General features: G+C 69.4%; 20 protein-coding genes and 1 pseudogene. 15 read left to right on the forward strand and 6 right to left on the reverse strand.

The window, feature by feature from the left end:
• Window positions 1–81 precede the first annotated feature (81 nt).
• Entirely contained in the window at window positions 82–1,521 is a 1,440-nt protein-coding gene (locus BJ970_RS27930) for an aldehyde dehydrogenase family protein (RefSeq protein ID WP_184729818.1), read from the forward strand.
• A 45-nt stretch (window positions 1,522–1,566) separates the two neighbouring features.
• Here BJ970_RS27930 and BJ970_RS27935 read toward each other — a convergent pair whose 3' ends face one another.
• Complete coding sequence (locus tag BJ970_RS27935; protein ID WP_184729820.1) at window positions 1,567–2,475, reverse strand: LysR family transcriptional regulator; 909 nt, start codon at window positions 2,473–2,475, stop codon at window positions 1,567–1,569.
• Between the two features lie 229 nt (window positions 2,476–2,704).
• Here BJ970_RS27935 and BJ970_RS27940 point away from each other — a divergent pair, with 229 nt between their 5' ends.
• Window positions 2,705–3,622, forward strand: coding sequence for a YeiH family protein (locus tag BJ970_RS27940; RefSeq protein ID WP_246471987.1), 918 nt, complete (start codon window positions 2,705–2,707; stop codon window positions 3,620–3,622).
• A 77-nt stretch (window positions 3,623–3,699) separates the two neighbouring features.
• On the opposite strand, the gene BJ970_RS27945 is transcribed toward BJ970_RS27940, so the two are convergent.
• On the reverse strand, window positions 3,700–5,118 hold the full coding sequence (locus BJ970_RS27945; protein ID WP_184729822.1) for an amidase: 1,419 nt from the start codon (window positions 5,116–5,118) through the stop codon (window positions 3,700–3,702).
• Window positions 5,118–6,095, reverse strand: coding sequence for a D-2-hydroxyacid dehydrogenase (locus tag BJ970_RS27950; RefSeq protein WP_184729824.1), 978 nt, complete (start codon window positions 6,093–6,095; stop codon window positions 5,118–5,120). Before BJ970_RS27950 ends, BJ970_RS27945 begins: the two co-directional genes overlap by 1 nt.
• A gap of 269 nt (window positions 6,096–6,364) precedes the next feature.
• Between BJ970_RS27950 and BJ970_RS27955 the strand changes: the two genes are divergently transcribed.
• The 4 genes from BJ970_RS27955 to BJ970_RS27970 all read left to right on the forward strand — a co-directional run bounded on the left by BJ970_RS27955 (window position 6,365) and on the right by BJ970_RS27970 (window position 9,223).
• A complete protein-coding gene (locus tag BJ970_RS27955) occupies window positions 6,365–6,859 on the forward strand; it encodes a DUF3830 family protein (RefSeq protein ID WP_184729826.1) in 495 nt (164 codons plus the stop codon).
• An 11-nt stretch (window positions 6,860–6,870) separates the two neighbouring features.
• On the forward strand, window positions 6,871–7,629 hold the full coding sequence (locus BJ970_RS27960; RefSeq protein ID WP_184729828.1) for a maleate cis-trans isomerase family protein: 759 nt from the start codon (window positions 6,871–6,873) through the stop codon (window positions 7,627–7,629).
• A 137-nt stretch (window positions 7,630–7,766) separates the two neighbouring features.
• Entirely contained in the window at window positions 7,767–8,516 is a 750-nt protein-coding gene (locus tag BJ970_RS27965; RefSeq protein ID WP_184729830.1) for a maleate cis-trans isomerase family protein, read from the forward strand.
• Between the two features lie 14 nt (window positions 8,517–8,530).
• A complete protein-coding gene (locus BJ970_RS27970) occupies window positions 8,531–9,223 on the forward strand; it encodes a GntR family transcriptional regulator (RefSeq protein WP_184729832.1) in 693 nt (230 codons plus the stop codon).
• A gap of 134 nt (window positions 9,224–9,357) precedes the next feature.
• Here the strand turns inward: BJ970_RS27970 and BJ970_RS27975 are convergent, their stop codons facing one another.
• Complete coding sequence (locus tag BJ970_RS27975) at window positions 9,358–10,839, reverse strand: NAD-dependent succinate-semialdehyde dehydrogenase (RefSeq protein WP_184729834.1); 1,482 nt, start codon at window positions 10,837–10,839, stop codon at window positions 9,358–9,360.
• A gap of 116 nt (window positions 10,840–10,955) precedes the next feature.
• Between BJ970_RS27975 and BJ970_RS27980 the strand changes: the two genes are divergently transcribed.
• Both BJ970_RS27980 and BJ970_RS27985 read left to right on the forward strand, forming a co-directional pair.
• A complete protein-coding gene (locus tag BJ970_RS27980; RefSeq protein ID WP_184729836.1) occupies window positions 10,956–12,212 on the forward strand; it encodes an aspartate aminotransferase family protein in 1,257 nt (418 codons plus the stop codon).
• A 175-nt stretch (window positions 12,213–12,387) separates the two neighbouring features.
• Window positions 12,388–13,518: an LCP family protein gene (locus BJ970_RS27985; protein WP_184729838.1), complete on the forward strand. Its 1,131-nt coding sequence runs from the start codon at window positions 12,388–12,390 to the stop codon at window positions 13,516–13,518.
• Between the two features lie 68 nt (window positions 13,519–13,586).
• Here BJ970_RS27985 and BJ970_RS27990 read toward each other — a convergent pair whose 3' ends face one another.
• Window positions 13,587–14,471, reverse strand: a complete 885-nt coding sequence (locus tag BJ970_RS27990; RefSeq protein WP_312864502.1) for a lysozyme — start codon at window positions 14,469–14,471, stop codon at window positions 13,587–13,589.
• Window positions 14,472–14,720: 249 nt separating this feature from the next.
• On the opposite strand from BJ970_RS27990, the gene BJ970_RS27995 reads away from it, so the two are divergent.
• The 7 genes and pseudogenes from BJ970_RS27995 (at window position 14,721) to BJ970_RS37195 (ending at window position 24,460) form a co-directional block, all read left to right on the forward strand.
• The gene (locus tag BJ970_RS27995; protein ID WP_184729840.1) at window positions 14,721–16,478 is read left to right on the forward strand and encodes an ABC-ATPase domain-containing protein; all 1,758 of its coding nucleotides are present in this window, start codon (window positions 14,721–14,723) and stop codon (window positions 16,476–16,478) included.
• A gap of 105 nt (window positions 16,479–16,583) precedes the next feature.
• Window positions 16,584–17,237, forward strand: coding sequence for a phosphoribosyltransferase (locus tag BJ970_RS28000; protein WP_184732329.1), 654 nt, complete (start codon window positions 16,584–16,586; stop codon window positions 17,235–17,237).
• A 365-nt stretch (window positions 17,238–17,602) separates the two neighbouring features.
• Window positions 17,603–17,878, forward strand: coding sequence for a hypothetical protein (locus BJ970_RS28005; RefSeq protein WP_246471869.1), 276 nt, complete (start codon window positions 17,603–17,605; stop codon window positions 17,876–17,878).
• Between the two features lie 57 nt (window positions 17,879–17,935).
• Complete coding sequence (locus tag BJ970_RS28010) at window positions 17,936–19,348, forward strand: MFS transporter (protein ID WP_312864503.1); 1,413 nt, start codon at window positions 17,936–17,938, stop codon at window positions 19,346–19,348.
• Window positions 19,349–19,354: 6 nt separating this feature from the next.
• A complete protein-coding gene (locus BJ970_RS28015) occupies window positions 19,355–21,823 on the forward strand; it encodes an ATP-dependent Clp protease ATP-binding subunit (RefSeq protein WP_312864504.1) in 2,469 nt (822 codons plus the stop codon).
• Between the two features lie 198 nt (window positions 21,824–22,021).
• A complete protein-coding gene (locus tag BJ970_RS28020; RefSeq protein ID WP_184729844.1) occupies window positions 22,022–22,654 on the forward strand; it encodes a hypothetical protein in 633 nt (210 codons plus the stop codon).
• A gap of 792 nt (window positions 22,655–23,446) precedes the next feature.
• Window positions 23,447–24,460, forward strand: a pseudogene (locus BJ970_RS37195) (Tn3 family transposase).
• A 147-nt stretch (window positions 24,461–24,607) separates the two neighbouring features.
• Here the strand turns inward: BJ970_RS37195 and BJ970_RS28030 are convergent.
• Window positions 24,608–25,441, reverse strand: coding sequence for an SDR family oxidoreductase (locus BJ970_RS28030; RefSeq protein ID WP_184729845.1), 834 nt, complete (start codon window positions 25,439–25,441; stop codon window positions 24,608–24,610).
• Window positions 25,442–25,452: the final 11 nt, after the last annotated feature.

Consider the following 25,452-nt stretch of genomic DNA (forward strand, 5'->3'; position numbering starts at 1 on the left):
TCGGGGCGTGCGGATAGGGTCGGTTGGCAGACGCGGCACCCGGTCGGCCAATGGCGGTCGGCTCACCGATGGAGGCTCTTTTTGACCACGGCGCTGGAACTGCACAACTTCGTCGGCGGCGAGCACGCCGACACCCTGGCGGGCGAGACGCTACCGCTGGTGGATCCGAGCACCGGCGAGGAGTACGGCACGTCGCCGTTGACGCGTTGGATGGACGTGGATGCGGTGATGGCGGTGGCCGCGACTGCGTTCGAGTCCTGGTCGCAGACGACGCCCCGGCAGCGGCAGCGGGTGTTGCTGGACGTCGCCGACGCCGTCGAGGAGCGGGCCGATGAGCTGGTGGTGGCGGAGTGCCGCAACACCGGCAAGCCGTGGTCGGTGGTGCGCGACGACGAGCTGCCGATGGCGGTGGATCTGATCCGGTTCTATGCCGGTGCGGCGCGGGTTCAGGAGGACGGTGCCGGCGGCGAGTATCAACCGGGGCATACGTCGTTCTCGCGGCGGGAACCGATCGGGGTGTGCGCGCAGGTCACCTCGTGGACGCATCCGTTGTTGCTAGCGGCTGCGAAGTTCGCCCCGGCGCTGGCGGCGGGGAACACGGTGGTGCTCAAGCCCGCCGAGACGACACCGGTCAGCACCGCGTTGCTGGTGGAGATCGCGGGTCAGTTCCTGCCGGCGGGTGCCTTGAACCTGATCTGCGGTGACCGCGACAGCGGGCGGGCGATGGTGGCCCACGAGGTGCCCGGGATGTTCTCGATCACCGGCACGGTGCGTTCCGGGATGGAGGTCGCGGGTTCGGCGGCGGCCGATCTCAAGCGGGTGCACCTGCAGTTGGGCGGCAAGGCCCCGGCGGTGGTCTTCGATGACGCGGATGTGGCGCTGGCCGCGCGGCGGATCGCGGCGGCGGCCTTCGGGAACGCGGGGCAGAGCTGTACGGCGGCGAGCCGGGTGCTGGCGGGTCCGGCGGTGTTCGACGAGCTGGTCGCGGCGTTGGCGGCCTGGGCCGAGGCGATGCGGCCGGGGCCGCCGCAGGATCTGGACGCGGCGTTCGGGCCGTTGAACAGCCACGGCCAGTTGGAGATCGTGCAGGCACACCTGGAGCGGCTGCCGGAGCACGCGAGGATCGTGACCGGTGGGCGGCGCAAGGGGGAGCGCGGGTTCTTCCACGAGGCGACGGTGGTGGCCGGGGTGGAGCAGGACGACGAGCTGGTGCAGAACGAGGTGCTGGGGCCGGTGCTGACGGTTCAGCGCTTCGACAGTGAGCAGGAGGCGTTGGAGCTGGCCAACGGCGTGCGCTACGGGCTCGTGTCGAGCATTTGGACGCGTGAGCATTCGCGGGCGATGCGGGTGTCGCGGCAGTTGCAGGCGGGCACGGTGTGGATCAACACCCACCATCCGTTGACGGCGGAGATGCCGCACAGCGGGTTCAAGCACTCGGCGTCGGCCCGCGATTTCGGCCGCTACGGCCTGGAGGAGTACAGCCGGATCAAGCACGTGATGTCGGCCTGGGACGAGGAATGACGGGGTTGTTTCCGCGTAGCGTCGCGGGTGGTTGAGCCCCTTCGTTCAGGCGCGTAGCTCAGGGGTGCGCATGGCGATGGCCAGCAGCGCCGCAGCCGAGCCGGTGAGCTGGAGGCCGGAGCGCCAGACTGCGTGCAGCGGTCGGCGCAGGTCGAGTGCCGCGACGGGGACGTCGACGAGGCGCTTTTCGGTGAGGTCGGTGGCCACCGCGAGGACGCTGAGGACCGCGGGCCCGGCGCCGGCGACGACGGAGTTGCGCACGGCCGTGGTGGAGCGCAGTTCGAGCAGCGGGGTGACCGGGTCGGCACCTAGTTCGGAGAGCGCGCGGTAGAGGGTTTCGCGGGTGCCGGAGCCGTGTTCGCGGACGATCAGCGGTGTCGCGGCGAGTTCGGTGGCGGTCAGCGGTCGGTGCAGCCGGGCCCAGGGGTGTTCGGGCGGGGCGACGACGACCATGCGGTCCCGGGTCACGAACCGCACCGAGACGCCTTCAGGTGGCACGGGGGTCTCGATGAAGCCGAGGTCGGCGTGGCCGTGCCGGACGGCTTCGGCCACGGCCACGGAGTTGGCCACGTCGAGTTCGAGGTGGACGTCGGGCAGGGCGACGCGCAGCTGGCTGATCCAGCGGGGCACCAGGTATTCGGCGACGGTCATGCTGGCGGCGATGCGCAGCTTGGCCTGGTGCTGGGCGCGCAGGGCGCGGACGCCGTTCATCAGGCCGTCGACGTGGGCGAGGACCTGTTTGGCCCAGTCGCAGACCATGATCCCGGCCGGGGTGAGGGTGCAGCCCTGGCGGGTGCGTTCCACCAGCGGCAGGCCGAGTCGGCGTTCCAGGCTGCTGAGCCGCTTGCTCGCCGAGGGCTGGCTGACTCGCAGCTCGGCCGCGGCGGCGCCGATGCTGCCCAGTTCGCCCACTAGGACCAGCAAGCGGAGGGATTCGGGGTCGGGCGGGGTCATGCCGTCAGGATAGGTCGGCGCCCTGGTGAACTCGGCGCGCTGGCGGTCGGCCTCTGGTCGGACATGCACTTCGGCTATGACGTCCTGTGCAGATCACGGCTACTGCGTGGGTGCTGGCGAGGCGAGTCTTGGCTTCGTGACGAAGACGGTGAATTCGCAGCGAACCGATGCAGGTAACGCGGTGTTGTGGCCCGGGCTTGCGGTGACGGCCGTGGCGATCGTGGTGTCGATGGTGATTTCTGGGCTGGTTCCGGCGGTGAGCGCGCTGACCGCCGCGGTGGTTCTGGGCATCGTGATCGGCAACGTGCCGGGTTTTCCGGCGGCGGCGCGGCCGGGCATCGCGTGGTCGACGAAGAAGCTGCTGCGCGTCGGGGTGGTGCTGCTGGGTTTGCAGCTGTCGGTGACGCAGGTGCTGGGCCTCGGTGCGGGCACGGTGGTGGCGGTGCTGCTGATCGTGGGCCTGACATTTCTGGGGACGCTGTTGATCGGTCGGCTGATGGGAGTCCCGCGCGGGTTGTCGATGCTGGTGGCGACCGGGTTCTCGATTTGCGGGGCGTCGGCGGTGGCGGCGATGGAAAGCGTCGTGGAGCGTGATGACGAGGACGTGGCCACCGGCGTGGCGATGGTGACGGTCTTCGGGACGATCTCGATGTTGGCGCTGCCGGCGGTGCTGGTCGGACTGGGCTTGTCGGGTGGCGAGATCGGTCGGATCGCCGGGGGCAGCGTGCATGAGGTGGCGCAGGTCGTGGCGGCCGCGTCACCGGCGGGCGCGGCGGCGGTGGCGATCGCGGTCGTGGTCAAGCTCAGCCGCGTGGTGCTGCTGGCGCCGATGGTGACGGCGGTGAGCCTCGTGGAGCGGCGGCGGAGTAGTGCTGGCAGCGGCAAGCGGCCGCCGATCATGCCGTTGTTCGTGCTCGGGTTCCTGGTCGCCGTGGCGGTGCGCAGCACGGGTGTGCTGCCGGAAGCCGTGCTGGACGGTGCCAAGCAGCTGACGACCCTGCTGTTGACGGGTGCGTTGTTTGCCTTGGGTTTCGCGGTGCGGATCAAGATCCTGCTGCGCAACGGCCCCAAGGCATTCGCCCTCGGTGCGTGTTCCACCCTGCTGGTGACTGTTCTCGGCTGCACCACCATGCTGACGCTGACGTGATCGAGGTGAAAGGCGCCCTGGCCCGGGCAGTTTGGTTCAATTTACGCGAAAAGATCACGCCGATCGTGGTGGTTCGGTTAGGGGGCTTCGGGACGGCGCCAGGGGTTGGTCTGTTCGTAGGCGCGTGCCGCGCGAAGAATCTTCGCGTCCGCGTGGCGGGGGCCGACGAGCTGCAGGCCGATCGGCAGGCCGTCGGCGGTGTGCCCGCAGGGGATGCTGGCGGCGGGCTGCTGAGTCATGTTGAACGGATAGGTGAACGGGGTCCAGCTCGTCCAGCGCGGGCTGGGGGAACCGGCCGGGACTTCGCGGCCCGCCTCGAACGCGGGGATCGGCACGGTCGGGGTCAGCAGCAGGTCGTAGGCCTGGTGGAAGGCGCCCATGCGTTGTCCTAGGAGCATCCGGGTGTTGGTGGCCTCCAGGTAGTCCTGGGCGGAGTAGGTCAGGCCCTGCCGGCAGATCTCGTGCAGTCCCGGATCCAGCAGCTCGCGTTGGTCGGCGGTGAGGTGTTCGACGGACTTGGCGGCACCGGCGAACCACAGCACGTGGAAGTCCTCGACCGGGTCGGTGATGCCCGGGTCGACCTGTTCGACGACCGCACCGAGTTCCTCGAAGACTTGCGCGGCCGCGGTGACCGCGCGGGCCACCTCCGGGTCGACGTAGGTGCCGAAGCCGAGATCGATGCTGAGCGCGATGCGCAGGCCCTGCACTCCGGAATTGAGGCCGTCCCTGAAGGATTCTCTCGGCGGTTGCAGCGCGGACCAGTCGCGACTGTCCGGTTCGGACAGTACGTCGAGCATCAGCGCGGTCTCGGTGACCGTGGTGGTCATCGGTCCGGCGTGGGCGAGCGTGCCGTATGGGCTGGCGGGGTAGTGCGGGATCCGGCCGTAGGTGGCCTTGAGCGCGACGATGCCGCAGAACGCCGCCGGGATGCGCACCGAACCGCCGCCGTCGGTGCCGATGGCCAGTGGAGCCATGCCCAGTGCGACTGCCGCGGCGGCACCGCCGCTGGACCCACCGGCGGTGCGCGTGGGGTCCCAAGGGTTGCGGGTGATGCCGTGCAGCGGGCTGTCGGTGACGCCCTTCCATGCCAGTTCCGGCGTGGTGGTCTTGCCGACGAACACCGCGTTGTGCTCGCGCAGCCGGGCCACTGACGGGGCGTCGACGCTCCACTGCTGGTGCGGGTCGATAGTGCGGGAGCCGCGCAGCGTCGGCCAGTGCTGGGTGAGGAAGATGTCCTTGATCGAGGTCGGCACGCCGTCCAGCCGCCCGGCGGGGGCGCCGCGCTGCCATCGTTGCTCGGAGGCCCTGGCCTGCTCCAACGCCCGATCGGCGTCGACCAGGCAATAGGCGTTGACCGCCGAGTCGGCATCGGCGATGCGGCGTAGCGCTGCCTCGGTGGCCTCCACCGGGGACAGCTCACCGGCGGCGTAGCCGGTGAGTAGTTCGGTGGCGGTGAGGTCGGCGGCCGTTCGTTCGGCCGGCTGGGTGTTGGCCATCAGTGCTCCGTTCCGCTGACATAACCCCGTTGCTTGTCAACCACGTTGCGCAGCTGTGTGCCCTCGGTGTAGCTGCGCAGATTGTCGAGGAACAGGTCGACGAGTTCGTCGACCCAGCCGACGGTGTCGCCGGACATGTGCGGGGAGACGAGCACGTTGGGCATCTCCCACAGTGGCGAGGTCTGCGGCAGCGGCTCGGTCTCGAAGACGTCCAGCGCCGCACCGGCCAGCTGCTCGGCTCGCAGCGCGTCGACTAGGTCGTTTTCAACGACGAGTTCGCCGCGGCCCACGTTGATCAGCCGTGCGGTGGCACGGAAGTGGGCGAGGATTTCGGCGTCGATGAGCCCCTTGGTCTGGTCGGTCAGCGGGGCGGCGAGCACGACGTAGTCGAAGGCGCCGATGACGTGGACGAGGTCGCCGGAGGCGTGCACGTCGCCGAAGTCGGGGTCGCCGCTTCGTCCTACGCGGCCGACGCCGGCCACCGACAGCCCGGCGGCCGAGAGCTGGCGGGCGATGGCCCGGCCGATCGGTCCGGTGCCCACGACCAGTGCGTTCTTGCCCGCGACGCGTTCGGTCACGCGGTGCCGCCACTGCTTGCGGTCCTGTAGCCGCAGCGTGGTGTGCATGTCCTTGGCGAAGGTGAGTACGGTGCCGAGGACGTACTCGGCCATCGGCCGGTCGAAGACCCCGCGGGAGTTGGTCAGCAGCACCTGGGATTCCTGCAACGCGGGGAATAGCAACCGGTCCACGCCGGCGCTGGCGGCGTGCACCCAGCGCAGCGCGTCGGCGTACGGCCACGCGTCGGCGACCGCTTCGGTGCGGAAGTCCCAGACGAACAGCACATCGGTGCCGGGCAGGGCGGCGGGCAGCTCGTCGTCGGCGGCGTAGCGGAGGCTGGCGTGGGCTTCGATGCGGGCCATTTCCGCCGGTGGTTTGCCACCGTGCAGTACGACGACCGTGGGATTGCGGTTGATCATGACCTGACCTTAGGTGCTGGTGGGCATCGGGTCCGGACAGTGGCGATCGTCGGGCGTGCCGGTTAAAAGTGTGTTTCCTGGCCGCTGAACGCCGAAAGTGCGTTCAGGCCAGGGCATTGACACGCTATGAAGCGTTCGTAGGATTGTCAACAATCCACGGGTACCCTCGCCTACTAGGCGTATCCCAACCTCGCGCGGCCGGACCGGGCGGGGGCGGGACCGGCGGAGATGAGCCCAACCTTCCCCACTCCTGCGAACGGAAGATCACGATGCCCAGGTATCTGTCGATCACGCTGGAAAAGCGCGGTGTGTCCTGCGTGGCCGAACTGCTCGACAAGGACGCACCCCGGACCTGCGAGGCGGTGTGGCAAGCGCTGCCCCAGGTCGGGCCGGTACACCACGCCAAGTACGCGCGTAACGAGATCTACACGATGGTGCCGCGCTTTGCGGCAGAGGAACCCGGGCAGGAAAACCCGACGGTCACGCCGATCCCGGGCGATGTCGTGTACTTCTCCTTCCACGGCGGCATGCTCGACCGGGAGTTCAAAGAGGAGAAGAACATCCACGAGCTGCCCGGCGTGATCGACCTGGCCATTTTCTACGGGCGCAACAACCTGCTGCTCAACGGCGATGTGGGCTGGGTGCCGGGCAACGTGTACGCGAGCATCGTCGAGGGGCTGGACCGGATGGCCGAGGCGTGCAACGACGTCTGGCGATCCGGCAGCGTTGGCGAGACCCTCCGCTACGACCGCTACCAGGGCTGACGGGGGGACACATGCCGCCTGACTTCCTCGGGGCGGTATCGGGCCCGGAGCCGCAACGCGGCGTGGGAGTGATCGCCCCGTTCGACTTGGCGCTGGACCGCGAATTGTGGCGGTGGACCCCGGCGACTGTCTCGCTGTATGTGACGCGCACGGCATTCGTGCCGGTGCCCGTGACCGTCGAGCAGGCCAGCCTGGTCAGCGATGAGGCGTCGGTGCACGGCGCGACCCGTGACCTGCTGGTCCCGGAGCCGGAGGTGGTGGCCTATGCGTGCACCTCCGGCAGCTTCGTCAACGGGGCGACCGGGGAGCGCGGGTTGGTCGAGGTGATGCTGCAGGCAGGTGCGCCCGCCGCGGTGACCGCCTCCGGTGCGCTGGTGCAGGCCCTGCACATGCTGGACATCGACCGGATCTCGATCGCCACGCCGTATGTGGAGAGCGTGACCGAGCGGCTGCACGGCTTCCTCGGCGAGCACGGCATCGACGTGGTCACCAGTGTCGGTCTGGGCCTGCTCGGCCAGATCTGGAAGGTCAACTACCGGCAGGTGGTGGACATCGTGCGTTCGGCCGACCGTCCGGAGGCCGAGGCGATGTTCATCAGCTGCACCAACCTGCCGACCTACGACATCATCGGACCGTTGGAGCGGGAGCTGGGCAAGCCGGTGTTGACGGCCAACCAGGTCACGATCTGGGCGGCACTGCGGGAGATGGGCCTGCAGGCGGTGGCCCCGGAGCAGCGGTTGATGCAGGTAGTGGACGCACCGGCGGCGTGACGATCACAGCACAACCGGAATGGCCGCGGCGGAACGTGCGGTAACATTGTCAACAATCGACCGGTCGTCCGGTGTTGGCATCCGGATCCGCCGCGGTGGTGTCGCAAACCGACGTCGACGAAGGATGGAGCTCCCGGGTGTCGTACACCGCAGGAATTCTCTACCCCGGCTACAGCGCCGAAGACGACTACCCCGCCCTTGAAGGATTGCTCGGTGCGGGCATCCGGCTGCCGCTGGTGCACACCCTGATGCGCGAGGACGCGCACCGGGTCGACGCGCTGCTGGACATCGGTTCGGATGACGTCCTCGCCGACGGCGCCCGGCAGTTGCTGGAGCACCGCGTGCAGTCGGTGATCTGGGCATGCACCAGTGGCAGTTTCGTCTTCGGCTGGCAGGGCGCGCGCGACCAGGTGGAGAAGTTGCAGGCGGTCACCGGCCTGCCGACCTCCAGCACGTCGTTCGCTTTCGTGCACGCCGCGGCCCGGCTGGGACTGCGGCGGGTGGCGGTGGCCGCGACCTACCCCACCGACGTGGCCGCGAAGTTCGTGGAGTTTCTGCAGTCGGCCGACCTGGAGGTGGTCCGGTTGTCCAGCCGGGGCATCATCACCGCCGCCGAGGTGGGCACGCTGGAGCGCGCCGAGGTGCTGGACTTCGCCGCGGCCAACGACGACGACCACGCGGATGCGCTGCTGATGCCGGACACCGCCCTGCACACCGCGGCGTGGCTGGGCGACCTGGAAGATCGGCTCGGCAAGCCGGTGCTCACGGCCAACCAGGTCAGCGCCTGGGAGGCGCTGCGGTTGGCCGGCGACCGCGAGGCGCACGACGGATTGGGAACGCTGTTCCGCAACGGAACAGGAGGGGAGCGCGGTGTATCCCCGGAATGAGGAGATGGTGTCAGGTGCTCGGGACCGAGGAGCAGTACCAGCAGCCGGGTGAGTTAGAGCCGGTGCAGCGCAAGTCGACCGCGGCGATCGTGGCCGATCAGCTGCGGGCGGCGATCATGTACGGGTCGCTGCCGCCGGGCGGTCAGCTCGGCGAGGCCGAACTCGCCGCCCGGCTGGGGGTCAGCCGGGGCCCGCTGCGGGAGGCCATGCAGCGGCTGGTCGCCGAGGGCCTGCTGCGCAGCGAACCGCATCGCGGGCTGTTCGTGATGACCCTGGACGCCGCCGACGTCCACGACATCTACCTGGCCCGGCTGGCGGTGGAGCGTGCCGCGTGCGAGCAGATCGTCCGCCACCACCGGGTGGAGGCGGTGGCGGAGCTGACCGCGGCGCAGAGCCGGATGGTCGCTGCCGCCGGCAAGGGCGATCCGATCGAGTTGGCCGACGCCGACCAGGAGTTCCACGAGACCCTGGTGCGCGTGTCGGGCAGCCCGCGGTTGCAGCGGATGGCGCAGACGTTGCTGGTCGAGAAGCGGATGTGCCTGACGGCCCTACAGGACAAGTACCACGCGGATGTGCAGGCGCTGGTCGATGAGCACAAAGGACTGGTCGACGCGATCGAGTCGGGCGACGAGAAGCTGCTGCTGGATCGGCTCACGGCGCACATGAACGACGCGTTGAACCGCCTCAACGGCTCCATGACGAGCTGACCTTCTCCAGCGGCATAAGCCCGCTCTTGAAGCATCGGAAACCGCTGGGGTGCGGGACTTAGCCGTCACCGCGGCGGTTTCTCGGGGCGCTTTCCCGGCCGGGAAAGCGCCCCGAGGTGTTTCGGTCCGTGTCGTCACAGGCCGCCGACTGCGACGTACTTGACTTCAAGGAACTCATCGATGCCGAACTTGCCGCCCTCGCGGCCCAGTCCGGAGTGCTTGACGCCGCCGAAGGGTGCCGCCGGGTTGGACACGATGCCCTGGTTGAGCCCGACCATGCCGCTCTCCAGCGCCTCCGACACCCGCAGGCCGCGTTGCAGGTCACGGGTGTAGAGGTAGCTGACCAGGCCGTACTCGGTGTCGTTGGCCTGGGCGAGCACGGTGCGCTCGTCGGTGAAGGTGGTGATCGGCGCGACCGGCCCGAAGATCTCCTCCCGGCCCATCCGGGCTTGCGGCGGCACGTTCGTCAGCACGGTCGGCTGGTAGAAGTAGCCTTCGCCGTCGCGGGGGGCGCCACCGGTGACGACCTCGGCGCCGCGCTGCACCGCGTCGGCGACCAGTTCGGTGACCTTGCCCAGCTGGGCGTCGTCGATCAGCGGGCCTACCTGGACCTCGTCGGTGACGCCGCGGCCCACCCGCAGGCCGCTCATCCGCTCGGCCAGCCGCCGGGCGAACTCCTCGGCCACGTCGGCGTGCACGTAGAACCGGTTGGCGGCGGTGCATGCCTCGCCGACGTTGCGCATCTTGGCCAGCATCGCGCCGTCGACCGCGGCGTCGAGGTCGGCGTCGTCGAAGATCAGGAACGGCGCGTTGCCGCCCAGCTCCAGCGATACCTTGAGCACCTGGTCGGCGGATTGCTCGATGAGCTTGCGGCCCACTGCGGTGGAGCCGGTGAACGAGAGCTTGCGGGCGCGGCCATCGCGGATCATCGGCTCCATCAGCTTGCCCGCGCTGCGCGAGGTCACCACGTTGAGGACGCCGTCGGGCAGCCCGGCCTCGATGAGGATCTCGGCCAGTGCCAGCATCGACAACGGTGTCTGGTGCGCCGGCTTGATCACCGAGGTGCAGCCGGCCGCGATGGCCGGGCCGATCTTGCGGGTGCCCATCGCCATCGGGAAGTTCCACGGCGTGATCAGCAGCGATGGGCCGACCGGCTGGCGCGTCACCAGGAACCGGCCGCTGCCGTTGGGCGCCACCGCATAGTCGCCGCCGATGCGCACGGCCTCCTCGGAGAACCAGCGGAAGAACTCCGCGGCGTAGGTGACCTCGGCGCGCGACTCGGCCAGCGGCTTGCCCATCTCCAAGGTCATCAACAGCGCGAGGTCCTCACGCCGCTGCATGATCAGCTCGAAGGCGCGGCGCAGGATCTCGCCGCGTTCGCGGGGTGGGTGCTTGGCCCACTGCGGCTGGGTGTCGGCCGCGGCCGCCAGCGCGGCCAGGCCATCCTGCGGGGAGGCGTCCGCGACCGAGCACAGCGCCCGGCCGGTGGAGGGGTCTTCGACCTCGTAGCTGCGGTCCCCATCGGCATCGCGCCATTTGCCGCCGATGAGCAGCTGTTTGGGCGCGGCGTCGACGACGAGGGCTTCTCTGGGGTGCTGTTCGGTTGAGATTGTCATGGCTACGGCGAACCCTTCTGCCTCTGTGGTGGACAGCGACGCTCGGTGATGGTTGCATGTCAGCGGAGATTGTCAACAATCCTACATTCCGCATGCCTCACAGCTTGGAGTCGATCATGGCTGAGCTCTCGCCGGTGCTGAAGCAGGCCACGCCGGTCCTGGCCGCTCGCGGCGAAGGTGTCTACCTCTACGACGAGCAGGACCGCCGTTACCTGGACTTCACCGCCGGGATCGGGGTCACCAGCACGGGTCACTGCCACCCGCGCGTGGTCGAGGCGGCCCAGCATCAGGTGGGTACCCTCATCCACGGCCAGTACACGACCGTGATGCACCGGCCGCTGCTGCGGTTGACCGAACGCCTCGGCGAGGTGCTGCCGGCGGGCCTGGACCGCCTGTTCTACGTCAACTCCGGCAGCGAAGCGGTGGAAGCGTCGGTGCGCCTGGCCCGCCAGGCCACCGGGCGGCAGAGCATCGTGGCCTTCCAGGGCGGCTTCCACGGCCGCACGATGGGCGCCGGGTCGCTGACCAGCTCCGGGGTCAAGGTGCGGGCCGGAATCGGCCCGATGATGCCTGGCGTGGTGTTCACCCCGTTCCCGGAGGCATACCGGCACCGCAGCAGTGAGGCCGAGGCGGTGCGCTTCGCGCTGGCCGAGTTCGACCAGATGCTGGTCACCGTCAGCTCGCCGCGCGATACGGCGGCGATCATCGTCGAACCGGTACTCGGTGAGGGCGGCTACATCCCGGCCCCGCCGGAGTTCCTCACCGGCCTGCGCGAACGCGCCGACCGCCACGGCATCCTGCTGATCGTCGACGAGGTACAGACCGGCGTCGGCCGCACCGGCCGGTTCTGGGGCCACGACCACGCCGGGATCCGTCCCGACATCCTGATCACCGCCAAGGGCCTGGCCAGCGGCTTCCCGCTATCGGCCATCGCCGCGCCCGAGGAGTTGATGAGCAAGGCCTGGCCGGGCTCGCAGGGCGGCACCTACGGCGGCAACGCGGTGGCCGCCGCCGCGGCGCTGGCCACCCTCGATGTGGTGCGCGACGAGCGGCTCGTCGAGAACGCCGCCGAGCAGGGTGCCCGGTTGCAGGAGGGCCTGCGCAAGGTGGCCGCCGAGCACCCGGTCATCGGCGACGTGCGCGGGCTGGGACTGATGGTCGGCAATGAGTTCAGCACCTCCGACGGCGCGCCGGACACCGAGACGGCGACCCGCGCCCACCAGGCGGCCGCCAAGCGCGGTTTGCTGCTGCTGACCTGCGGCCCATACGGCAATGTGGTGCGGATGATCCCGCCGCTGATCGTCACCGCCGAGCAGGTCGACGACGCGGTCGCGCTGTGGGCCGAAGCGGTGCAGGACGCCGTCAGCAACTGACCACCCCGGCTGTGGTAGTGGTTGTGAGTTGGCACTCGTGCCCACCACCAGCCGAAACGGGTGGTCGTCTATCACCGTTCGGTAGCGGTGGGTGCTTCCGGCAGGGCCGTCTGGAATGCTGCACGCAACCCGGCGCGTGCGGGACGCGCTGGATCGGACCGACGCAGGTGTGTGCATGAGCGACTGGTCGGCGGGGCAGCCGCCAAGGAGCCGGCGGCCGCAAGGCGGCGGCGACAGGTACGACTACTACCGCGGCGCACGGGGCGGGCCGCCCCCGCAACGGCGCCCGCCGCCCCCGCCCCACCGCGGCCCGCGGCGGCCGGTGGACGAGCCACCGCCCCCGCGCCGGACGAAGAAACGGTGGGGGCGGCGCATCGGCATCGCGCTGGCCGTCCTGGTTCTGTTGCTGGCCGCGCTGGTGATCTACTTCGACAGCACGCTCCAGCGCACCAACGCACTGTCCTTCGACGGGCAGGCCCCGGACTCGGAGGGCACCAACTGGCTGCTGGTCGGGTCCGACAGCCGCGAAGGACTCGACCAAGCGCAGCGGGAGCAACTGTCGGCCGGTGATGCCGCCGGCCGTCGCACCGACACCATGATGCTGGTGCACATCCCCAGCAGCGGTGGCCAGCCGGCCATGATCAGCCTGCCTCGTGACTCCTATGTCTCCATCCCCGGCCACGGCAGGACCAAGCTCAACTCGGCGTTCTCCTTCGGCGGTCCGCAGCTGCTGGCGCAGACCGTCGAGCAAGCCACCGGGGTGCACATCGACCACTACGCCGAGATCGGTTTCGGCGGGTTCTCCGACCTGGTCGATGCCGTCGGCGGGGTGGAGATGTGCCTGGACCAGCCGATGAACGACGACATGGCCAACGTGCATCTGCCGCCCGGTTGCCAGGAGCTGGACGGGCCGCAGGCGCTGGGCTTCGTCCGGGCCCGCTACTCGCTCAAGGGCGGTGACCTCGAACGGGCGGAGAACCAGCGCAAACTGCTGGGCGCGCTGGTCCACAAGGCCACCAGCCCGGCGACGCTGGTCAACCCGTTCCGGCTGTTCCCGCTGGCCTCCGGTGCCAGCAAGACGTTCCTGGTCAACGACGACGACCATCTGTGGCACCTGGCGTCGCTGGCGCTGGCGATGGGTGACATCAGCGGTGGCCAGGGCGTGACCACCAGCGTGCCCTTCGGCCGCTTCGGCCAGGACTCCGATGGCGGCTCGGTGATCATCTGGGACAAGGACGGCGCCAGCCGGATGTTCGAGGCGATCGCCAAGGACCAACCGATCCCACCGGACCTGCTCAAAAAGTAGCGCACGCGCAAACGATGCGGGCCGCCCCGGAAAGCCGGGGCGGCCCGCATCGCCGTTGGGAGGGACGGTCAGGAGATGAATCGCGTGAGCTGCTTGGTGTTGCCGTTGAAGACGTCCTGCCCACCGGGCAGCGGGCCGTTATTGCTGTTCTGCCAGATGGTGTGGAAAGCCCAGCCGGCCGGCAGCGCGCCGATGTCCGGACCGTAGCGGGCGATCCACAGCGGATTGTTGCGCGCGAAGTCCGGATTGGACGCGGTGCAGCGGTTCCACCAGTCGGTGGTGGTGTAGATGACCGGGAAGCGCCCGGTCCGGGCGTGGTATGTGTTGCTGAACTCGGCGATCCAGCGCGACATCGCGGCCGCGTCCAGCCCGTAGCAGCCGTCACCGTAGGGGTTGTACTCGATATCGAGCGCTCCCGGCAGGGTGCGGCCGCCGGCGCCCCAGTCACCGCCGTTGTCGACGAAGAAGTTGGCCTGGTCAATACCGTTGGAGCGATCCGGTAGCCCGAAATGGTAGGCGCCGCGGACCATGCCGACGTCGTGGGAGCCGTTGTACTGCTGGGCAAACCGGTTGTTGCGGAACCCGGTGCCCTCGGTGGCCTTGATGTAGGCGAACCGGGCCCCGGCGGCCCAGGCCTTGGGCCAGTCGATATCGCCTTGGTGGCCGCTGACGTCCATTCCGGACAGCGCGCCCGCAGGCCGGCCGCGTTGCTGGCCGCCGTCGCCTTCCACGCTGTAACCCGCCCACGCGCCGTTGGGGTCCTTGGGGTTGAGCAGCGGCGCGCTGCGCGGCTCGCCGCGTGGTTGGTCGGCGTGGGCGGTGCCGCCGAACAGGGTCACCGTGGTGATCAACGCGGCCAGCAACGTCGGCGTCCTACGTGGACGGCGAGAAACGTTGCGGGTTCGGCGTCGCCGGTGGTCGCTGTCGACGGGACCGCCGAATTTGCAGAGCACTGCACTCGCCTCCTCACCAACATGGGCATCGTCGTCGAGTGGGCCCGGGCCGTCCGGGTATCGGACCGGGTGGTGCCGCGGATCTTGGCGTTCGGAGGATAACCCGCTAAGTGGGGGCGCGCTGTGTTCTGCCGCGGCGTTTCGCCGGGTTCGACCCGTGCGGGCAAAGTGCCACCCTCCACTGTGGTGACGCGCGTGATCCAGATCTCACGATTGGAGAATCCGCGGCCGGTCGGGTAGTTCTCGGGCATGGCGAAGCGAACAGGCGATTCCGGAGCGGGGCGGTACCGGCATCGGCGGCCGGGTGATCGCGGGCGCGACGACCGGCCGGGCGGTGATCGCGGCGATGAGCAGACGCTGCGGCAGGAACTGCGTGCCATGCACGGCGCGAGTTACGGCCGCTACAAGTCGTTGAGCGGCCGCTGGTCCTTCGGCGGGTTCACCCTGGAGGTCCAGCGTGTGCAGCCCGACCCCTACGCGCCGGCCAGCCGCTGCGAGGTCCGGGTGGATCCGGCGGTCGCGGGTTTCCCCGAGCACCTGTGGTCGACTCCGGTACGGGCGCGGGCGCTGGCCGGCTACCTGGTGCGAGCGGCGCACCGCAGGCTCGGCGACAGCCGGTTGCGGGTGGACGCCGGCAGGCAGGAGGTGCTGGACCGAAGTGCCTGCCAACTGGTGGACGGCGTGGTGGTGCTCCGGCTGGGCATCGATCTGCCGGGCCGGGGCCGCACCATCGACGGCAGGCAGGCCGAGCAGGCGTTGTGCGATGAGTTGCCGGACGCGGTGCAAGCGGCGTTGCGATGGGCGACCGCCGAGCAGGGGCGGTTGCAGGAGTTCGTGCACTCCATTGAGGACACTGATGCGCTGCGCCGGATGCTCCCGCAACTGGGACTGGTGGCCTTCGTCGCCGACGGCGCGATGCTGCCCCGGCGCAGCGGGGTCGACGAGCGTCCCCTGGTCGACGGGGTGCCGTTCGCCTCCCCGGAGTCGATGCGGGTCGAGGTCGAGCTGCCCAACCGGGGCCGGGTGAGCGGCATGGGGGTGCCCGAGGGGATCATGCTGATCGTCGGCGGCGGTTTCCACGGCAAGTCGACGCTGCTGCGGGCTTTGGAGTTCGGCGTGTACGACCACGTGCCCGGGGACGGCCGGGAGCTGGTGGTGTGCCGGGAGGACACGGTCAAGGTGCGTGCTGAGGACGGGCGGCGGGTCCACCGGGTGGATGTCAGCCCGTTCGTCAGCCATCTGCCCACCGGGGCGGACACCTCGGATTTCTCAACCGACAACGCCTCCGGCTCCACCTCGCAGGCAGCGGCGATCGTGGAAGCGGTAGAGGCCGGCGCGAAGGTGCTGCTGGTCGACGAGGACACCGCGGCGACGAACCTGATGATCCGGGATGCCCGGATGCAGGCGCTGGTGGCCAAGGAGGCCGAGCCGCTGACGCCGTTCGTGGACCTGATCCGGCCATTGCGGGCGGTGCATGGTGTGTCGACGGTGCTGGTGATGGGTGGCTCGGGGGACTACATGGACGTCGCCGACACGGTGCTGATGCTCGACGCCTACCACGCCCGCGACGTCACCGCTCGCGCCAAGGAGCTGGCCGCGGCTCCCACCGGCCGTCATTCCGAGGCTGAGACGTTCCCGTCGTTGCGCCACCGCGTGGCGGATCCGCGTTCGATCCCCACCGAGCGGCCGAAGGTCCGCGCTCGCGGGGTGGACGCGCTGACCCTGGGGGAGTCCACTGTGGAGCTTCGTGGGGTGGAGCAGTTGGTGGACCCGGCCCAGGTCACCGGGATCGGGCTGGCGCTGGTCAGCTGTGCGCGGCGCGGGGTGCTGGACGGCGCCCGCACCGTCGCGGAGGTGCTCGACGCATTCGCCGCCGACGTGCGCAGGCGCGGAATCGCCGCGGTCGACGAGCATTACGTGGGCGACTTCGCGGTGCCGCGGCGTTTCGAGCTGGCTGCGGCGCTGAACCGGCTCCGGGTGCTGCGGGTCGCCGGCTTTCGCACGTGAGGAGGTTTGCCCACCGGTGCCGGGCGGGCATCATCGGGACGAGTGGTTTCCTCCGATGTGCTGCCGCGTGCATGCGCGGCGGACGGGAGGCGGGCGATGCCTCGGATGAGTTTCCCGGAACGGACCACCGCCGGTTATGCCGACCGCAGGCACGCCGGGCGGGTCTTGGCCCAGCGGATGACCGGCCTGGATCTGGTCGATCCCGTGGTGTTCGGACTGGCCAGGGGTGGGGTGCCGGTGGCCGCCGAGGTGGCGCGGTCGCTGGCGGCACCACTGCGGGTGTGCGTGGCCCGCAAGATCGGTGCGCCGAGCCAGCCGGAGTTGGCGGTCGGCGCGGTGACCGCCGACGGCCCGGCCAGCTACGACCCGCGGCTGGTGCGCTCGTTCCACCTCGACGAGCAGACCCTGCAGGCCGCCTGCGAGCGGGAGCGCGCTGAGGCGCGACGCCGGGAGCGGTTGTTCCAGCGCGGCCAGCCGCTGCCGCTGGCCGGGCGCGATGTGGTGCTGGTCGACGACGGTCTGGCCACCGGTGCGACGGCCCGCGCTGCGGTGCGGATGCTGCGTGAGGCAGCGCCGCGCAGCGTGGTGCTGGCCGTTCCGGTGGGCTCACCGGAAGCGGTCACCGCGTTGCGCAAGGAAGCCGATGTGGTGGTGTGCATCCTGCAACCGGTCGGCTTCGCCGCCGTGGGGCAGTGGTACCGGGACTTCAGCGCCACGACTGACGAGGAGATCTACGAGATCCTGCGCGACTTCGACTGACCGGGCTCCCCAGTTGGCGGCGGGCTGGGAGCATGGGTTTTGATAAATCTCGTCATTTCAGTGTGAACTAAAGTCAGTACACCAGGACAACCCTCACCAACCGAAGGCCGGGACACGATAGCCTCGGCAGGACCTCCTCCTGCGCTGGAATTTCGGGTGGTGTTGTGCCACCGGTTGGGGGGCTTCGGGCGCGCCGGGGTGGAGGTAGGTGTCCGTCTCGGGTTGATTGGTTCGTTATGACTGCCGCTGGACATTCCGACAACACGCCGACGCAGGCGGGTAGGCACACGCCACCTAGGCGGTCGGGGACGAGACGGAGTGCCGATTCCGGCGAGTCGGGCTATTCGGCCGAGGTGGCCTGGCAGGTGGGCGAGGCGACATCGGCGCTGGGTGATCGGCTGCGGGACCCGGCGGTGCCGCACACCGTCGAGGAGATCGAGAAGGTCGTGCGCGGGTTCTCGATGACGGTCGAGGGCATGGCCACCGGTGTCGGCGGGGTGACCGAGTGGTTGCGGGCGGCCGGGCACGCCGGCCCGCTGTCGGGGTACGCCAGCGTGATGACGGAGCGGTTGTCGCACATCGGCAAGGAACTGGCCCGGTTGGCCGAGGCGATCGAGCAGGCGCAGAAGCGCGCGAGCTGAGTCCGGATTGCGGCCAGACCTTTGAAGTTAGTTACGCTAACAACTTAGACTGGCGGGGTGACCGCCGCCGATCTTTCCCGCGTTGAGACCAGTGAGCTGGTCGGAACGGGTGAACGGCGGTTGTCGCGGGCGCTGGTGCTCACGATCGCTTTCGGGGCCGTGCTGCAGGCGCTGAACGCTTCGACGATGGCGGTGGCGCTGGTCGACATCCGCGATCAGTTCGACGCCGGTGCGGCGGCCTCGTGGATGATCTCTGGGCTGTACCTGGCGACGGCCGTGGGCTCGCCCACCGCGGGCCGGTTGGCCGATCTGTTCGGGTCCCGTCGGGTCTTTCTAGCGTCGCTGGCGTTGACCCTGGTCGCGTCGGCGGCCGCGCCGTTGGCGCCGAACCTGGGCTGGTTGATCGCGTTCCGGGTGTTGTTGGGCATCGGTACGTGTGCGGCGTTCCCGGCCGGGGTGGCGATGTTGCGGGCGGAAGCCGACCGGCTGGGGGTGGAGCTGCCGACGGCGGCGCTGAGTGTGCTGGCCATCGGCGGCCAGGTGATGGTCGCGTTCGGTCCGGTCGTCGGCGGGGTGCTGGTGCAGTACTGGGGCTGGCGGTCGATCTTCCTGATGAACCTGCCGCTGGCCGCTGTGGTGATCGTCATGGCGCTGGTGTGGCTGCCCCGGGACCGCGGGGTGGACAAGCGCGCTTCGGTGTGGGGCCGGCTGGATCTGGTGGGGGCGGGGTTGTTCGCGGCCACGGTCGCCGTGTTGATGTTGTTTCTGCTGTCGCTGTCGGAGCGACCACAGTGGTGGTGGTTACCGGTGCTGGCGGTGGTCGCGGCGGCGTTCGTTGCCTTCGAGTTGCGGGCGCGGGAGCCCTTCGTGGACGTTCGGATGCTGGCGGGCAATCGGGCGTTGAGCGGTACCTATCTGCGGACCGCGTTGACGTATGTGGCGTTCTACATGGTGTTTTTCGGTTTTCCCATGTGGTTGCAGAGCGCGCGGGGGTTGCCGCCGGGGCAGGTCGGGTTGGTGGTGTTGCCGATTGCGTTGCTGGCGATGGCGTCGGTGGCCGTGGCAGGGCGGGTGCTTCCGCGGATGGGGCATTGGCCGGTGCTGGTGGCGGGTTCGGCGATGCTGCTGGCCGGCGGGGTGGGGTTGATCTTGCTGGATGCCACGGCTGTGGTGGGGGCGTTGGTGGCCGTGGCCGCGGTGCTGGGGGTGCCCAACGGGTTCAACAACATCGGCAACCAGTCGGCGCTGTACCGGCAGGCGGCGGCGCGTGATGCCGGGATCGCTGCAGGGCTGTTCCGGACCTCTCAGTATGTTGGTGCCAACATCGCGGCTGCGATGATCGAGTTGTGCTTCGCGGGTCCGGTCAGTGATCCGGGGCTGCACCGGCTCGGTGGCGTGGTCGCGGGGATCAGTGCGGTGCTGCTGGTGGGCGCCCTGGTGGGGTTGGTGGTCGGGCGCCGGTTCCGCTGAGCGGGGGTGCTGCGCACTGGTCTGCTGCTGGAGTCCGGTTGCAGGCGGGGCCTGCGTGTGCTTGTGGAGGTGGCCCCTTTGGTTCGCGGCAGTGTCGGTGATTCCTCTGCCGCCTTTGATTCGCTGTTCAGCGACGTGTTCTCGGGGACGTCGGAGGGCGCTTCGGCTTCGGAGCGCGGTCTGGCGTTGGGCACGTTGCTGGATGCGCAGGCGCATGAGGTGGTGTCGAAGGCGGTTCGGGCCACTGTGGACTGGGGCAGTCGGGAGTTGGACGGGGCGCATCTGCTGTGGGCGGTGACGCAGGTGCCTGCGACGGCCGAGTTGCTGGTGTCCTCCGGGGTGCGGGTGGCGGAGTTGTCGTCGGCGGTGCGGTCGGCTGTGGTGGCGGCGCAGGATCCGGGGGTGGCGGGGTGGCCGCCGGTGTTGTCGTCGGCGGCGCGGCGGGCGTTGTTGGGGGCGTATCAGCAGGCGTTGGGGGAGGGCGCCGATGTGGTGGGTGCGCGGCATCTGGTGTTGGGGTTGGCCGCGGATGCCGATTCGGTGACCGGTCGGGCGTTGGCGAGGGCGATTGAGTTGGGTGATCGGGGTGGGGCTCGGTCGGTGTTGAGCGTGACGCCGCGGCTGGACGAGTTCGGGCTGGATCTGACGGAGTTGGCGCGGGCCGGGAAGTTGGATCCGGTGGTGGGGCGGGACGCGGAGATCGAGCAGGCCATCGAGGTGCTGGGGCGGCGGTCGAAGAACAATCCGGTGTTCGTGGGTGATCCCGGGGTGGGCAAGACCGCGATCGTGGAGGGGTTGGCGCGGCGGATCGTGGCGGGGGCGGTGCCGTGGTCGTTGGCTGATGTGCGCGTGGTGTCGTTGGATCTGGCCGGGATGGTGGCGGGGGCGAAGTACCGGGGCGAGTTCGAGCAGCGGTTCCGGGACGTGCTGGCGGAGATCCGGGCGCATCGCGAGGACTTGCTGGTGTTCATCGATGAGGTGCACAGCATCGTGGGTGCTGGTGCGGGTGAGGGGTCGATGGATGCGGGCACGATGCTCAAGCCGGCGTTGGCGCGTGGTGAGGTGCGGTTGATCGGGGCGACGACGGTGGAGGAGTACCGGCGGCACGTGGGCAAGGATCCGGCGCTGGAGCGGCGGTTCGCGCCGATCATGGTCTCGGAGCCGTCGGTGGCCGACACGGTGGTGGTGTTGGAGGGGTTGCGGGAGCGGCTCCAGCGGCATCATCGGGTGCGCATCGATGATTCGGCGTTGTCGGCGGCGGCGGAGTTGTCGCAGCGCTATATCGCGGACCGGTTTTTGCCGGACAAGGCGGTGGATCTGCTGGATCAGGCTTGTTCGCGGGTGCGGTTGCGGCGTGGTGGCGAGGTGCGGGAGTCGGCGGTGTTCGAGCCGACGGTGGTCGCCGATGATGTGGCGGGTGTGGTGGCGTCGCGGACCGGGATTCCGGTGGCGGATGTGAGCGCGCAGGATGTGCAGCGGTTGTTGGGGTTGGAGCAGCAGTTGCGGTCGCGGGTGGTCGGGCAGGATGCGGCGGTGGCGGCGGTGGCCGAGGCGGTGCGCCGGGCGCGCGCGGGGTTGGCGGATCCGGATCGTCCGATCGGGAGTTTCTTGTTCCTGGGGCCCACCGGGGTGGGTAAGACGGAGTTGGCGCGGGCGTTGGCGCATGCGCTTTTCGGGGATGTGCAGCGGCTGTTGCGGTTGGACATGGGGGAGTTTCAGGAGAAGCACACGGTGTCGCGGCTGGTGGGGGCGCCGCCGGGGTATGTGGGTTATGGCGAGGCCGGGCAGTTGACGGATCGGGTGCGGCGGCAGCCGTATTCGGTGGTGTTGCTGGATGAGGTGGAGAAGGCGCACCCGGATGTGTTCAACACGTTGTTGCAGGTGCTGGATGCGGGGCGGTTGACCGATTCGCAGGGTCGGCTGGTGGATTTCCGGAATGTGGTGGTGATCATGACCTCGAATATCGGGGCGGATCGGATCATGGATGCGGGGGTGGATGCCGGGCAGTCTGCGCTGGTGGTGTTGGAGGAGTTGCGGGCGTTTTTCCGGCCGGAGTTCATTAACCGGATCGATGATGTGGTGGTGTTCCGGCCGTTGGGTGCGGAGCAGTTGCGGGGGATCGCGTCGTTGTTGTTGGAGCGGACCCGGGAGCAGTTGGCGGCCAAGGGGGTTCGGTTGGTGGTCAGTGATGCTGGGTTGGGATGGTTGGTGGAGCGGGGGTACCAGCCGGAGTTCGGGGCGCGGCCGTTGCGGCGGGTGATCGCGCGGGAGTTGGATAACCGGTTGGCGTCGATGGTGCTGTCGGGCGTGGTGTCGGCGGGTGATCAGGTGTCGGTGGATGTGGTGGATGGGGAGTTGTCGCTGGTGGTGACGTCGGTGTGGGAGCCGGTGTCGAGTGGTCGGCACGCGGCGCCGGCGGACCCTGTCGAGTCGCCGCGTTCGCGGGCGGTTCAGCGGCACAGTGTGTTGGGGTGACAGTGTGTTGGGGTGACGGGGCTGTGCGTTGGCGGTGGATGGGGTATTACGGCTGAGTAGTCATCGGCCTGTTGTGGTCTGAACGGATCGTGCGGCAGAGGCGGGAAACCGGTAGCCCGCCCCCACCGGGCCGCCTGTGACGTGGGGTTTGGTCGCGGACTGCGGTAGCGGTTGATTCTGGTAGCTGATCATGCTGTCGTGGGCGGCGAGTTGCGGGGCGGCTTCGCGCTGCCGGGTGTGAGCGGGGTGATCATGTCGGATCTGCGTCGGCGGGCCGCTGAACGTCGCGAAGCCGCGGGTGGGGTGCTGGCTGAGCTTGGGATTTTCGAGCGGTGGGCGCCTCACGGGCGTCCTTGCCTGGTGGGTTCGGTGGCGTTGGACCTGGTGGAGGAGCCAGACATCGACGTGGAGGTTTACTGCCCGGTGCCGCGAGTGGCCGCGGGGTTCGAGGTGGTCTCCGGGCTGGCCGGGCTTCCAGGTGTGCGGCGGGTGAAGTTCACCAATGCGCTGGATCTGCCGGATGCGGGCCTGTATTTCCAGGTGCAGTACGAGCGGGCGGGCCTGACCTGGAAGGTCGACATGTGGGTGCTGGGCGAGCAGCATCCGGGCCCGCGTGGATGTGATCTGGTGGCGCCGTTACGGGCGGCGTTGACCGATGAGTCGCGTGATCGTGTGCTGGCGGTGAAGGAGGCGGCTTACGCGCGGGGTGCGGCGTTGGGCGGTATCTGGGTTTACCGGGCGGTGCTGGAGGCCGGGGTGTGCGACTACGCGCAGTTCCGGGACTGGGTGGCGGACATGCCGACTGGTGAGCTGACTTTCTGGCGTCCCTGAGGCCTGGGTGGTCCGACCGCCCAGGGTGAAAGGCGATCGCGTGACCTTGGTCGGCTGCGGGGCGCGGTGCGGCTCTTCCGGTCGGGCGGGGAGGCGGTGCTGGCCCGGCTCTGATGCCGGGCCGGGACGATGACGCCCTGGACCTGCTGGACGTGCTGATCGCCTCGAAACTGCTGGCCCGCGCGGAGCGAGAATCGGCCAAGGAGAAACGCTGGAGGTGTTACTGGAGATCACCGGCGCACACGATGACCACGCTGAACAGGCCGCTGACGACGGCGACACCGTGGAGCCGGTCAGTTTGGCGCAGGTGTGGGCCGAGATCGAGGCCGTGGTGCCCCGCGCCGAGCTCGCCGACGCGCTGACTGCGGTGGTGGAGCTGGCCGGCCCGCCGGACTCCGACCCTGACGAGGCGTGGCGGGCGGAGCTGGTCAAGCGGTTCGCCACGGTCCGGCCGTTGTTGTGCGAGGTGATCCGCTTCGGCGCCGACCCGACGGGCAGCGGGTGCTGGCGGCGTTGCGGGATCTGCCGACGTTGTGGGGCGAAGGACACAACAAGGTCGACCGCTCGGAGATCGACGAACAGCTGCTCATCGGCTCGTGGCGCCGTCTGGTGCTGCACGCCCCGGAACTGGAGCCGGGCACGATCGACTGGCGGGCCTACACCTTCTGCGTGCTGGAGCAGTTCCACCGCTGTTTGCGGCGCCGGGACATCTTCGCGGTCAACTCCAGCAAGTGGGGCGACCCGCGCGCGAAACTGCTGGCAGGCAAGGCATGGATCACGGCGAAGCCGGTGGTGCTGTCCAGTCTCGGCCTGCCACCGGACCCCGACGATCATCTCGATGAGCGTGCCGAGCTGCTGGACGCCACCTTCCGCGGGGTCGCCGGCCGGGTGCCGGATAACACCGCGGTGCACTTCGACGACGCCGGGCGTCTGCACCTGGCGGCGCTCCCGGCGGAGGCGGAACCGCCGAGCCTGGAGAACCTGCGGGTGCTGACCAACCGGATGCTGCCCCGCGTGGATCCGCCTGAGGTGCTGCTGGAGGTGTTCTCCTGGACCGGCGCCGACCAGGCGTTCACTCCGGTCACCGGCGGCGAGGCCCGGCTGGCCGACCCGCATGACTGGGGCCAGAAACGGGGTGCGACGTGGCTGAACATGGTCAACGACCAGGCCGCCGGGCTCGCGGGCAAGGTTGTGGCGGGAACCCCGCGCGACTCCCTGCACGTCCTGGACGTGCTCTACGACCGCGACGGCGGACAGCGCCCGCAGATGATCGTGACCGACACCGCCTCGTAATCCGACATCGTCTTCGGACTCCTCACCTTGGCGGGGTTCTCTTACGCACCGCAGCTGGCGGACCTGCCGGATCAGAAACTGTGGCGCATCGACACCAAGGCGGACTACGGGCCGTTCGGCACCGCCGCCCGCGGCCGCATCGACCTGGAGCGGGTGCGGAGAAACTGGGAGGACATCCCGCGGGTCACCGCCTCCATCCACACCGGCGCCGTCCGAGCGCACGATGTGATCCGGATGCTCTCCCGCGACGGCCACCCCACCCCACTCGGCGAGGCCATCGCGCACTACGGGCGCATCCACAAGACCCTCCACGTGCTGCACCTGGTCGACGACACCGGCTATCGCCGCGACATCAAAGCCCAGGCCAACCTCCAGGAAGGCCGCCACGCCCTGGCCCGGCGGATCTTCCACGGCCAGCGCGGCGGCCGCTACTCGTTCCTGGCCCCTGAACTCGCGGGCGGGCTGCGCCCACTGCGCGACCCGTCGGGCCCCGACGAGGTTGAGATCGATTAGAAGCCCGTACGGGTGTGCCCCTGCCAGAAGGCGCGGGCACACCCGTACGGAAATTAGGCGATCTCTCGTGGATCTGTTCGACGATCAGTCCCACGGAGGAGCTTCGGCTAGCCGGATCGTTTCACTGGGGGTGGGGTCCTCGCGCGTTCACGCGGCGTGGGCGGTGGCAGCGGACTTCTCCCGCCAGGGTGCCAGGTCGTCGTGCAGCTGGTCGATCTTGACGTGCAGCCGTTCGATGGCGTCCCGTCCCAGGGGCAGGTGCGTGGGCAGCTTGTCCTGGCTGGTGACCTCGTAGATCAGGGCCGCGCCCTTGATCGGGTCGCCGAGCTGGGTGTGGTTGGCCTCGCCGACCCAGTCCAGGGTGGTGTGCGCGGGGGTGCCGTCGTAGGCGGCGATGCGATTCGCCGGCAGAGACAGCGAGGTCTGGTCGAGGAAGTCGGTGCGGAACACGCCGGGCTCGACCACCATGCTCTGCACCCCGAACGGAGCCATCTCCACCGACAGGGCCTCGCTGATACCCGCAACGGCGAACTTCGACGCGCTGTACATGCTCACGCCGGGCTCGCCCTCGTAGCCGGAGCGGGAACCGATGTGCACCAGCTTGCCGCTGCCCTGGGCCCGCATGACCGGCAGCACCGCGCGGGTGACGTTGATCAGACCGAAGACGTTGAGGTCGAACAGCGACCGGGCCTCGGCGTCGGTGATCTCCTCCAGTGCGCCGAGCAGGCCTCGGCCTGCGTTGTTCACCAGCACGTCGATGCCACCGAAACGGTCGACCACGGACTGCACCGCGGCCGGGATGTCCTCGGTGCGGGTCACATCCAGCGCGACGGCGAACACGCGCTCGGAGTTTCGAAGATCGTCCGGGATGCGGTCCGGGTTGCGTACCGCGACCGCGACGTTGTCGCCGCCGGCCAGCGCCGTGCGAGCGATTTCCGCGCCGAAGCCGCGGGCGGCGCCGGTGATGAACCAAGTCGACATGACAGTCCTTT

This window comes from Saccharopolyspora phatthalungensis (assembly GCF_014203395.1).
Taxonomy (GTDB): domain Bacteria; phylum Actinomycetota; class Actinomycetes; order Mycobacteriales; family Pseudonocardiaceae; genus Saccharopolyspora; species Saccharopolyspora phatthalungensis.

What these genes read in the sequence shown, in the direction of transcription:
- BJ970_RS27950 (WP_184729824.1), bottom strand. Translation starts at nt 6,095, where the DNA reads ATGATCAACCGCAATCCCACGGTCGTCGTACTGCACGGTGGCAAACCA.
- BJ970_RS28000 (WP_184732329.1), top strand. Translation starts at nt 16,584, where the DNA reads ATGAGTTTCCCGGAACGGACCACCGCCGGTTATGCCGACCGCAGGCAC.
- BJ970_RS27945 (WP_184729822.1), bottom strand. Translation starts at nt 5,118, where the DNA reads ATGGCCAACACCCAGCCGGCCGAACGAACGGCCGCCGACCTCACCGCC.
- BJ970_RS27940 (WP_246471987.1), top strand. Translation starts at nt 2,705, where the DNA reads ATGGTGATTTCTGGGCTGGTTCCGGCGGTGAGCGCGCTGACCGCCGCG.
- BJ970_RS27935 (WP_184729820.1), bottom strand. Translation starts at nt 2,475, where the DNA reads ATGACCCCGCCCGACCCCGAATCCCTCCGCTTGCTGGTCCTAGTGGGC.
- BJ970_RS27955 (WP_184729826.1), top strand. Translation starts at nt 6,365, where the DNA reads ATGCCCAGGTATCTGTCGATCACGCTGGAAAAGCGCGGTGTGTCCTGC.
- BJ970_RS27980 (WP_184729836.1), top strand. Translation starts at nt 10,956, where the DNA reads ATGGCTGAGCTCTCGCCGGTGCTGAAGCAGGCCACGCCGGTCCTGGCC.
- BJ970_RS27960 (WP_184729828.1), top strand. Translation starts at nt 6,871, where the DNA reads ATGCCGCCTGACTTCCTCGGGGCGGTATCGGGCCCGGAGCCGCAACGC.
- BJ970_RS27975 (WP_184729834.1), bottom strand. Translation starts at nt 10,839, where the DNA reads ATGACAATCTCAACCGAACAGCACCCCAGAGAAGCCCTCGTCGTCGAC.
- BJ970_RS27985 (WP_184729838.1), top strand. Translation starts at nt 12,388, where the DNA reads ATGAGCGACTGGTCGGCGGGGCAGCCGCCAAGGAGCCGGCGGCCGCAA.
- BJ970_RS27995 (WP_184729840.1), top strand. Translation starts at nt 14,721, where the DNA reads ATGGCGAAGCGAACAGGCGATTCCGGAGCGGGGCGGTACCGGCATCGG.
- BJ970_RS28030 (WP_184729845.1), bottom strand. Translation starts at nt 25,441, where the DNA reads ATGTCGACTTGGTTCATCACCGGCGCCGCCCGCGGCTTCGGCGCGGAA.